We start from the raw sequence: 9,170 nt of genomic DNA on the forward strand, positions 1-9,170 counted from the left end.
ACCGTCGGCGCGACGCTGCCTCGCGACCCCATGGGCAAGCTGGCCGATTGGCCGCTTGGCTGAAAGCCCGGCGACACGCTCGAAAAGACGCCCGATAACGGGAGAGACGCGGATGGATTCCTATACGATCACGCCGCCCAGCAGCGCATGGCGGAGGCCAGCGATGCGCTTGCCTCCGCCATGCGCCTGAAGCTCCGCTCTTTCCGGCCCTGCCCCAACCAGCCTCACTCCACCTTCACGCCCGTCGTCCGAACGACTTCGCGCCACCGCGTCACCTCGCAGGCGATGACCTCGGCAAACTCGGCGGGGGTATTGCCGACCGATTCGGCGCCAAGGCCGGCAAGCCGCTCTCCCGCATCGTCGGGATCTCGGGAGCGCTGGGTGCGCGTTCGGCCGTCATCACGGCGATGGCGCGGCCGGCCACGCCCGACGAGTTCGCAAGCTATGTCCGGAAGGAGGTTACCAAATGGGCGAAGGTCGTGAACGAGTTCGGTGCCAGGATCGAGTGATCGTTTCGGAAGCTGCTGGTAGGCGTGCCGCTTTGCAACGGCGGCACCGACGCGGGGATAAGGTCCTGCGTGAACCGACGGCTGACATGGTGAAAAACGAGACCGGCCTTCCCTGCGAAACGAGAGACCCGTGGCTCGATAAGTCATATGCAGCCTAAGACTAAAATCCGTCGCAGTGTAGCAGGAATACTTCCTGAAACTGCTACTCGCCAACCTAGCGCAAAGAAAACCCTGATGGTTATTGTATGACTTTCAGGTGAATACGCGACGAAGCTAGGAACGCTCTCTCCTTAAAGGAAAATTTTAGCTTCCCAAACTAAGATGTTGATTTTCATGATGTTCTCGATCTTCTCTTTGATCGCCCCTGCGGCCGAAAGATGCCGCGAAATCCTCTCCTAGGGTTTCTGAAAACATATGTCTATTTTCTAGCTGTCACTTCAAGTAAATAGTTATTAATTTATTGAAGACAAAACATCTTATGCCTCAGGTGTATTTGGTTTTTAGGTAGCATCATGTTCGTTGCAAATGTCCGTGAACAATCCCCATACTTGTTCGATGATGCCGGGGATACCTCCCCTCCGATGCGATGCGGAGCCATCCCCGAAGTACCGCCAGCTCCTGTTCGGGGAGCCATGGACAGACCATCGCCATACCGGGACACCTCGGCTTGGGCCACTTTGACAGGCTCCATCATGGGGCTTAATGTCGGCAACGATCGCGTAGAGTTCATCTGGGCGAGCAACGTTGGGGCTCGGCAAAAAGCAGATTTCACGCCGCCTGCCATCCAGGACTCCCGCCGGCATTCCTATCATGCCAGCTGTCGATGGACGCAAGTAGATGCCGGTGCGAAACGGTGCGATCCCCTGGGACAAGGCGAAGAATCGATCCTCGACGCGCTTGTACACGGGAATCCTCTGGAAGGTATCCTCGAAGACATCTGCCGTCTGGCCGATGTCTCGATCGTGAGGGGCCGCTGTTCGGTTTTGCTTGCCGGCCATGACGGCGGTCCTCTGCGGTGCGCGGCCGGCCCTGGTCTGCCTGCCGGATACGGGATGGCAGCTGATGCGATTCCTTTCGACCCATCGGCCGAAGCTTGGCGCTCCGACGCCGTGGGGAAAGAAGCACCGGCCGTTGCCGACATCTTCTCCGATCCCGCATGGTGCACCTTCCGCGAGTTCGCGCTTTCCCAAGGCATCAGGACATGCTGGTCGTTTCCCCTGCTGGCCGATGACGCTGTCCATGGCATCCTCGCCATCCACCATGAAGAGAAGCGGCGTCCGGATGACAGGGAAGTCGCCGTCGCCCGGCGGCTGGCGAGACTGGCGGCCGTCGCCGTCTTGCGGCGGCCGGTTGATGAACCTCTCCGACGCGATGCGGAGCGGCATGCCCTGGCGGTGCAGGGGGCCGATATCGGCATCTGGGACTGGGACATCGAACGAGATACGCTGTACTGGTCGCCGCTTCTCAAGACCATGGCCGGATTGAGACCGGAAGAGGAGCCGGTTCCAGGAACGACGTTCAACGACCTCCTGCATTCCGAAGACCGGGAGAGGGTCGAGGAAGTGCTCGATCGACATCTGGCCAGCCGTCAGCCGTTCGATGTCGCCTGCCGTCTCCGGCTGCCGGACGGCGGCCAACGCTGGGTCCGGATCAAGGCCCAGGCGACGTGGAGCGCGGATGGGGCGCCGGTCCGCCTTGCGGGATGCCTCTACGACATCACCGACCAGAAACGGGCCGAGGACAAGCTGCGAGCCTCAAGGGATGCGGCGGAAACGGCGAGCCGGGCGAAGTCGCTGTTCCTCGCCGCAGTTTGCCAGGAACTGCAAACTCCCCTCGACACGATCCTCGGCATGGAGCAGATCTTGAAGGACGCCGTTCCCGGTCTGCCTGGTACACGCAGGCAGGAGGGCAGCGCCACCGTCTTTCGCAGCGGCCAGCAGCTTCTCGGACTGATCGACAGCATCCTTGAGATGGCGAGACTTGAAGCGGAGCAGGTAGAGTTTCACGAAGAAACGGTCGCTTTGGCCGCGGTTCTCGATGAAGCGATCCAGTCCGTCCGCTTATCGCAGCGGGAGCCAAGGCACCGGCTGACGCTTGACCTTCCAAGCCCGCTGCCTGTCCTGTCAGCCGATCGGCGAAGCTTGAAACAGGTGCTGATCAACGTTCTGAGTGACGCCGTCAAATCCACGGCGAACAACGGCCGCGTTGCCGTGAAGGTCGGCAAAGTCGGCGAGGCCCTGGAAATCGCGGTTGAGGATGACGGCTCCGGGAATATCCACGACGTGGCCCCCAGCGTCCTGCACCCGCTCTATCGTATCGAAGACATCATGGCCCGGAGACGGCAGGACATTACCCTGGGATTGTTCGTCGCGAAAGTGCTGGTCGAGCGGCATGGCGGGACGATCCAGGTAGAGAACAAGCCGGACCGAGGCAAGATCGTCTACATCAAGCTACCGGCCGAGCGCTTGCCGGGCGGCAGGGTGAGGCAGGTCGACGGACCAAGGGCTTGGCGTCATATCGCCAGGCATGTGATCTGACGGCAGGCCCTGATCCTTCGCTTGGCCGAAGCCCGGTTTCCTGCACCGGCGATGCGGTTGTCACCGATGGAAAGAGCTTCGCCGTCATGAAGCGATGGCCGCGGCAACGCTGCCGGCGACACAATGATGAACATATGGGCCCATCAGACCTTGTCTATCCGTGCCGTGTGCATTGATGGAGAGGGATTTGAAGGGTAGTGCTACGATGGACGGGAAGGTCGCCTCGACGGGCTCGATGCGTGCGGCGGTTCTGGCCGGAGCCGGGCAAATCCAGGTGAAGGAGTCCGAGCTTCCCCATCCCGGCGCCGGTCAGGTGCGCGTACGGCTGGAGGGATGCGGCGTGTGCGCTTCCAACCTGACGCCGTGGTCAGGACCGGACTGGATGCAGTTCCCCACCGAACCGGGCGCCCTCGGACACGAAGGATGGGGCGTGGTGGACGCGGTCGGGGACGGGGTCGAAGGCATATCGGTCGGCGACCGGGTTGCGGCTCTCTCGTATAAGAGCTATGCCGAGTACGATCTGGCCGATGCGGACGCCGTGGTCGTCCTGCCGGACAGCCTCGCGGGGCAGCCTTTCCCCGGCGAGCCTCTCGGCTGCGCCATGAACATCTTCCGCCGAAGCGAAATCGAACCGGGACAGACGATCGGCATCGTCGGGATCGGCTTCCTGGGCGCTATCCTTACCCGGCTGGCCACCGACGCCGGCGCGCGGGTCATCGCGATCTCGCGCCGCCCCTTCTCGCTGGACGTGGCCCGCGCCATGGGCGCCGCCGAGACCATCCCGATGGACGACCATAACAGGATCATCGAGCGGGTGAAGGAGTTGACCGGCGGCGTCTTCTGCGACCGCGTGATCGAGGCGGTGGGCAAGCAGTGGCCGCTCGATCTCGCTGCCGAGCTGACCCGCGAGCGTGGCCGGCTGATCGTCGCCGGATACCACCAGGATGGGCCGCGCCAAGTCAACATGTGGCTTTGGAACTGGCGCGGCCTCGATGTGATCAATGCGCACGAGCGCGACCGCGGCGTTTATATGCAGGGTATCCGGGAAGCCGTCGCGGCGGTGGCATCCGGGCGTCTCGACCCGAGCTCCCTTTATACCCACACCTTTCCCCTGGACCGGCTGGACGACGCACTCGATGCGACCCGCGACCGGCCGGATGGGTTCCTCAAGGCTCTGGTTACCATGCGATGACGCGGATCATGCCTGAATCGCCGCCCGCATTTCACGCGGCCCGCCCGCGCCTTGGCTTCCTGGGCGTGGGGTGGATCGGCCGTCATCGCATGAACGCGATCCTGAATACGGACAAGGTCGACATCGTCGCGATAGCCGATCCGTCGCCGGAAACGGCGGCGGAGGCGGGGCGGTCGGCACCGGACGCGAAGCTCGTCGCTACGCTGGACGAACTTCTGGACATGGACCTGGATGGGGTGGTGATCGCCACGCCCAGCGCACTGCACGCGGAGCAGTCCATACGGGCGCTGGAGCGCGGCGCCGCGGTCTTCTGCCAGAAGCCGTTGGGACGAACGGCGGATGAGGTGAAAGCCGTCGTCGGCGCGGCGCGGCGGGCCGACCGCCTGCTTGGCGTCGACCTTTCATACCGCTTCACGGAAGGGATGCGCCGTATTCGCGAGGTGGTGCGCTCCGGGGAGCTGGGGCATATCTACGCGGTGGATCTTACCTTCCATAACGCCTACGGACCGGACAAACCGTGGTTCTACGATCCGGCGCTCTCGGGCGGCGGATGCGTCATGGACCTGGGGGTGCATCTGGTGGACCTTGCGCTGTGGACACTGGATTATCCGCTGGTTTCCGATGTCACCGGAAAGCTGTTCGCGGGCGGTGAGCCGCTCGGCGGACGCGCCGGCCGGGTGGAGGATTACGCGGTTGCCACAGCGGATCTGGCGACGGGAGCCACGATGCGGCTTGCCTGCTCATGGCGCCTGCAAGCGGGCTGCGATGCCATGATCTCCGCCACTTTCTACGGCACGGACGGCGGCGTGGCGCTCCGCAACGTAGACGGCTCCTTCTACGATTTCATCGCGGAACGGTACCGCAACACTGCCCGGGAAACGCTTGCGGCGCCGCCGGACGACTGGGGTGGGCGTGCTGCGGCGGACTGGGCGGAGCGTCTGGCCGCGGGGGAGCGTTTCGACCCGGAGGCGGAGCGGCTGGTCGATGTAGCCTGCGTACTGGACCGGATTTATCAGCGGTAGGATCCTTCGGCCGCGAAGCCGGAACGGCTTCACGGCGGTTGGATGCGGGACGATAAAGGGCGTGGCGGCATCATGCCCGGAGACTGGCGCAATGGTTGAGCTGAGGGATTTTGCCCTGAAGATCGCCGCCACGCTTCAGGCCGTGAAAGAGCCCGATCCGTTGCGCCTGGAACTTTGGAACCACTCGCCGGCGACCGCAGCTTACCTGATAGCCGTGGTGATCGAGGAGTGCGGCGATGCAGGCATCGGGCTGGAGAAGGTGAGGATCGATCCCTACGTTGCGGTCGCCATGCACGATCCCGCTACCGGGAACCGCCGGTCATACGGGAACGTCACGATAGAGGCCGATGCCGCCCTGTTTCAGCGCGTGGAGTTCCACCGCTCGAAAGAATGATCGCCTCGGCGCGCTCCAGCCGTTGCCCGAGCCGCGCAATCTCCCGGCGCGCGCTCGTCAACTCCGCTTCCAAAACTCCGCTTCCAATGGGTCGACCGGGGCCGTCTTCGGGCCTCTCCTGACCGGCGTCAGGGCCTCGAAGGCGCCGGCGTCGCGCTGTCGGCGCCAGTCAGTCAGAGACGACGAAGCCTGCCAGGTGCCCCCAGTGCCTGCCACAGATCACCTTCCGGCTCCACGGCCGTTACCTTGTTCACTTCCGGCACATAGCCCAGCCGATGATCGCAGCTCTCGCATTCAAACGGCTTCATTACACGTCCACCTTATCTGACGGAGAACAGAACCCTCCCGAGCCGTGACCTGCGGCGCGAAATCCGGGAGAACGCACCGAATCTCAACCCGTCCGGCTACCGTTTCAGGAAACGCGCCTCCGGGCGCTTGGCCGGCCTGGCATCGGGGGTTGCCTCCAACAACTTGAAATTGCGCCCGCCATGGCGAAGCCGAGAGGCCGGCCGATCCTGCTAAGCCTGGGACCGGTTCCGGACGACAGCCAGTATGCTCAGCCCTGCCAGCGCCACCAGCGCCAGGTTGCGCTTGGCCCGTGAGCGTTCCGGCTCTCCCCACCCGCCACGAATACGGCCTCTATCCATGACAGGTTCGAACAGCGAGCCGGACGACGGCGGTGCCGGCGGACCGGACTGCAGGAGGAAGCGCCTGCCCAGTGCGGCGACCAACTTGCCCGTCCAGTCCGGCGCTATCCAGTAAGGTGCCGCCAGCGCATGCGCGGCTCCGATATGCACGGACCGGCGGGGATGTACCGCCAGTTCCACCATCGTTTCGGCTACCCGCTCGGGATATACCACCGGCGGCACCGGGCGCAGGGCTCGGCCGGTGTAGTTCGGCGAATGGACATTGGTAGGAGTGTCCACGAAGGGCGGATAGACCCCGCAGACCCGGATATCGGAGTGGGCCGCGAGTTCGTCCCGTAACGCATCGGTGAAACCGGCGAGGCCGTATTTCGTGGCGCTGTAGGTTGCGGCCCATGGCATCGGAATTCGGCCGCCGATCGAGATGTTATTGATGATGATCCCGCGTCCACCGTGGGCAAGAAAGTGAGGCAGAACGGCGAAGGTCCCGTTGATGGCGCCGAGAAGGTTCACTTCGACCAGACGGGCCTGACTTGCCAGCGGTATGTCCTCGAACGGTCCCCACAGGCTCATGCCGGCATTGTTGATCCACACGTCGATACGGTTGAACTCCCGCTCCGCCGCGCGGACGAGGTCGCGCATCTGTGCTGGGTCCGTGACATCGGCGGTGACGGCCAGCGCCCTGCCGCCAAGGCTGTGGCATTCACGGACAGCGATATCGAGAAGAGACCGGCGTCTGGCTGCCAGGACCACATTGGCACCCCGCCGGGCGAATGCGTGCGCCGCCGCCAATCCCATGCCACTGGAAGCGCCGGTGATCACCACCGTGAGATCGTTCAGGTGCTTCATGGCCGGTCAGCTCGTGCCGGGCTGTGTCAGGTCGTCCGCGTCTTCGGCCCGCTCAAGCAGTTCCTTGACCGTCAAGCCCGCAGGCGTCGAGCCCTGAAGTGATCCATCGCCGGGGGTGCGGTCCATGTCCAGCTTGTCGTCGCCGGGCAAAGGCTTGCCTACAGAGTTCTCGTCACGCACTGAACCGGAGGGTTGCGATGTCGTCGCCGTACGGTCGGCCGCGCTGTAGTCCGGCTTATCGGCATTCTGGATCATCCTGCATCTCCATGACTAAACGGACCGACTGGCCTGTGGCAAAGTGCCGACGGCGAATTGTGAATGGGACCGTTGTTCCAGCTTACGAGCCGTTGAAACGGTCCTTCCTGCCAGCCATCGTATGCGCCGCCTGGCTTGCAGCTCTTGTCGACCGATCCGCCACGCGCCTTGCCGTCTGAAGAGTCAGATCGACCTGATTAACTGTCAATTCGGCATACTGCATGATCAGGCTTTCAGGTGAGCGGCAATGCATCATCTCCTGCAGGTGTCCGAGGTTCATCCGCAGGATCTGCCGCATGCAGCCGCGATAATCCTGCCAGTTCGCGGCGCCGCTGCCGGCAAGGATGTCGTGGCAATCCAGAAAACGCTCGGCTGCACGTGACGCTTGCCCGATGGACTGAGAAAGGTTGTCCCGCCCCGTCCAAAGCACATGAACCTCTTCGGCGGCTTTCCCCGCCAGGTGAGCTGCACCGGCTTCCAACCGTGTTGCGGTGCTTTCATGTAGCTGACTTGCCTCGCCCACATTCAGTTTGTCAGTGGACCGGTCAGTTTCCCGGGGCAGCCCAACCTGCACCTCTGGCGCGGCCTTGCCATGCGCCTTTCTGTTGCCGCTTCCTGCCAGGGCAGCTACTGCCGCAGCTCCACCCATAGCCAGTGCGGCTGCAGCGCCGACCTTCAGAAGCCCGCCCAGATCGCTTGGCCGCTTACTGGCGACCGCAGCCTTGCGTGGTGAAAAACGGAGCCTGGGCAGCTGACCCCGAACGTGCCCAGGAGAACCTTGATCATCGACGGATATCCGGGGCGTCTCCGCCTCAGTGTGGTTCGACAACGATGCATCATCCAAGGTGGCTGTCCTCTTTCCTGTAAGCCAGCCGAGCGGGATGGTTGAGCTTCCCGTCTTCAGCAGTCCTCCGCCTCCAACAATTTCCCAACTCGGACTATCAATGGAGTACCCGCCGCCAACAGCTCCGATGACTTGCCGTCACGCGGGCTGCCAAAGAGATTTAAGCAGGGCGCAAATTCGACGTTGATGAGAAGTGCTCTGCCGGCCGGTCGGCGCCTGTTCGTCAGGACTGTGACCACTCTCCGGTCGAGATTGCGGAGCAAGAGGTTTTCACGACGTAATGACGGATTTCAAGTGACTCTAATCCACCGTTTTTCAACGATGGACAGTTGTCGCATTCCAGGCTTGGCGCCCCGGTTTTTTGTGCAAGTGAGGGCGAGCCCCACCTCAACGCCATAGCTCTCACCCGAGCTATGGCGGAATTTGGGTGACGAAGTGTTCAGGCGGCGCTCTGTGATGTCGGCATGCTGACCTCGATGCCGTCGCGGAATTTGACGCCCCGAATGACTTTGGGCAACTGGTTTTCGCCCTGAAGCCGTCGCCAGGTTCTGGATGCTGCCGAGATGAGCTTGAAGACCATGAGCTTGGCGGTGTCCTGGGAAAGCGCGCCTTTGGTGCGGACGGTGCGGTGACGGACCGTGGCGAACACGCTTTCTATGGGGTTTGTTGTCCGCACATGGTCCCAATGCTCGGCGGGGAAATTGTAGAAGGCCAGCAGGGCATTGCGATCCTTGGTCAGGCACTCGACGGCCCCGGAGTACTTGGCGCCGTACTTCTTCTCGAAGGTATCGAGGGCTCGCTCCGCTGCCTTAAGGTCGGGCGCCATCCAGATCTCCCGCAGGTCCTGCTTGACCGCGGGCTGGAGCGATTTCGCCACCTTGTTGAGAACATTAGAACTTTTATGAAACCAGCACCGCTGGTGCC

The 9,170-nt window shown here is 62.9% G+C and carries 9 protein-coding genes and 1 pseudogene; 4 read left to right on the top strand and 6 right to left on the bottom strand.

Translation table 11 applies throughout. The annotated features are described in order from the left end of the window. Window positions 1-1,201 precede the first annotated feature (1,201 nt). The 4 genes from AC5JJ6_RS28760 (at window position 1,202) to AC5JJ6_RS28775 (ending at window position 5,654) form a co-directional block, all read left to right on the top strand. Window positions 1,202-3,046 carry a GAF domain-containing sensor histidine kinase gene (locus AC5JJ6_RS28760; RefSeq protein ID WP_496045345.1) on the top strand — a complete coding sequence of 615 codons (1,845 nt, stop codon included), beginning with the start codon at window positions 1,202-1,204 and terminating at the stop codon, window positions 3,044-3,046. A gap of 187 nt (window positions 3,047-3,233) precedes the next feature. Next, window positions 3,234-4,238, top strand: a complete 1,005-nt coding sequence (locus tag AC5JJ6_RS28765) for an MDR/zinc-dependent alcohol dehydrogenase-like family protein (RefSeq protein WP_496045346.1) — start codon at window positions 3,234-3,236, stop codon at window positions 4,236-4,238. Window positions 4,239-4,246: 8 nt separating this feature from the next. Further along, on the top strand, window positions 4,247-5,260 hold the full coding sequence (locus AC5JJ6_RS28770) for a Gfo/Idh/MocA family protein (RefSeq protein WP_496045347.1): 1,014 nt from the start codon (window positions 4,247-4,249) through the stop codon (window positions 5,258-5,260). 91 nt (window positions 5,261-5,351) lie between these two features. Then, entirely contained in the window at window positions 5,352-5,654 is a 303-nt protein-coding gene (locus AC5JJ6_RS28775) for a hypothetical protein (protein ID WP_496045348.1), read from the top strand. Here AC5JJ6_RS28775 and AC5JJ6_RS28780 read toward each other — a convergent pair. The 6 genes and pseudogenes from AC5JJ6_RS28780 to AC5JJ6_RS28805 all read right to left on the bottom strand — a co-directional run. Further along, window positions 5,650-5,840 (bottom strand): annotated as a pseudogene (locus AC5JJ6_RS28780) (IS3 family transposase); the annotation flags it as partial. The gene AC5JJ6_RS28775 and the pseudogene AC5JJ6_RS28780 overlap by 5 nt on opposite strands. Beyond that, window positions 5,828-5,962 (bottom strand): zinc-ribbon domain-containing protein, encoded by a 135-nt coding sequence (locus AC5JJ6_RS28785; RefSeq protein ID WP_496045349.1) that lies wholly within the window; start codon window positions 5,960-5,962, stop codon window positions 5,828-5,830. The gene AC5JJ6_RS28785 and the pseudogene AC5JJ6_RS28780, both read right to left, overlap by 13 nt. A 210-nt stretch (window positions 5,963-6,172) precedes the next feature. Further along, the gene (locus tag AC5JJ6_RS28790) at window positions 6,173-7,147 is read right to left on the bottom strand and encodes an SDR family oxidoreductase (protein ID WP_496045350.1); all 975 of its coding nucleotides are present in this window, start codon (window positions 7,145-7,147) and stop codon (window positions 6,173-6,175) included. A gap of 6 nt (window positions 7,148-7,153) precedes the next feature. Then, entirely contained in the window at window positions 7,154-7,402 is a 249-nt protein-coding gene (locus AC5JJ6_RS28795; protein WP_496045351.1) for a hypothetical protein, read from the bottom strand. An 82-nt stretch (window positions 7,403-7,484) separates the two neighbouring features. Then, the gene (locus tag AC5JJ6_RS28800; protein ID WP_496045352.1) at window positions 7,485-8,246 is read right to left on the bottom strand and encodes a hypothetical protein; all 762 of its coding nucleotides are present in this window, start codon (window positions 8,244-8,246) and stop codon (window positions 7,485-7,487) included. Window positions 8,247-8,685: 439 nt separating this feature from the next. Beyond that, window positions 8,686-9,170: transposase (locus tag AC5JJ6_RS28805; RefSeq protein WP_496045353.1), on the bottom strand; the 485-nt coding region annotated here is incomplete at its 5' end.

The organism is Skermanella sp. (assembly GCF_059503625.1).

Coding starts and splice junctions, on each gene's coding strand:
- AC5JJ6_RS28795 (WP_496045351.1), bottom strand. CDS start 7,402: ATGATCCAGAATGCCGATAAGCCGGACTACAGCGCGGCCGACCGTACG.
- AC5JJ6_RS28770 (WP_496045347.1), top strand. CDS start 4,247: ATGCCTGAATCGCCGCCCGCATTTCACGCGGCCCGCCCGCGCCTTGGC.
- AC5JJ6_RS28785 (WP_496045349.1), bottom strand. CDS start 5,962: ATGAAGCCGTTTGAATGCGAGAGCTGCGATCATCGGCTGGGCTATGTG.
- AC5JJ6_RS28760 (WP_496045345.1), top strand. CDS start 1,202: ATGGGGCTTAATGTCGGCAACGATCGCGTAGAGTTCATCTGGGCGAGC.
- AC5JJ6_RS28790 (WP_496045350.1), bottom strand. CDS start 7,147: ATGAAGCACCTGAACGATCTCACGGTGGTGATCACCGGCGCTTCCAGT.
- AC5JJ6_RS28775 (WP_496045348.1), top strand. CDS start 5,352: ATGGTTGAGCTGAGGGATTTTGCCCTGAAGATCGCCGCCACGCTTCAG.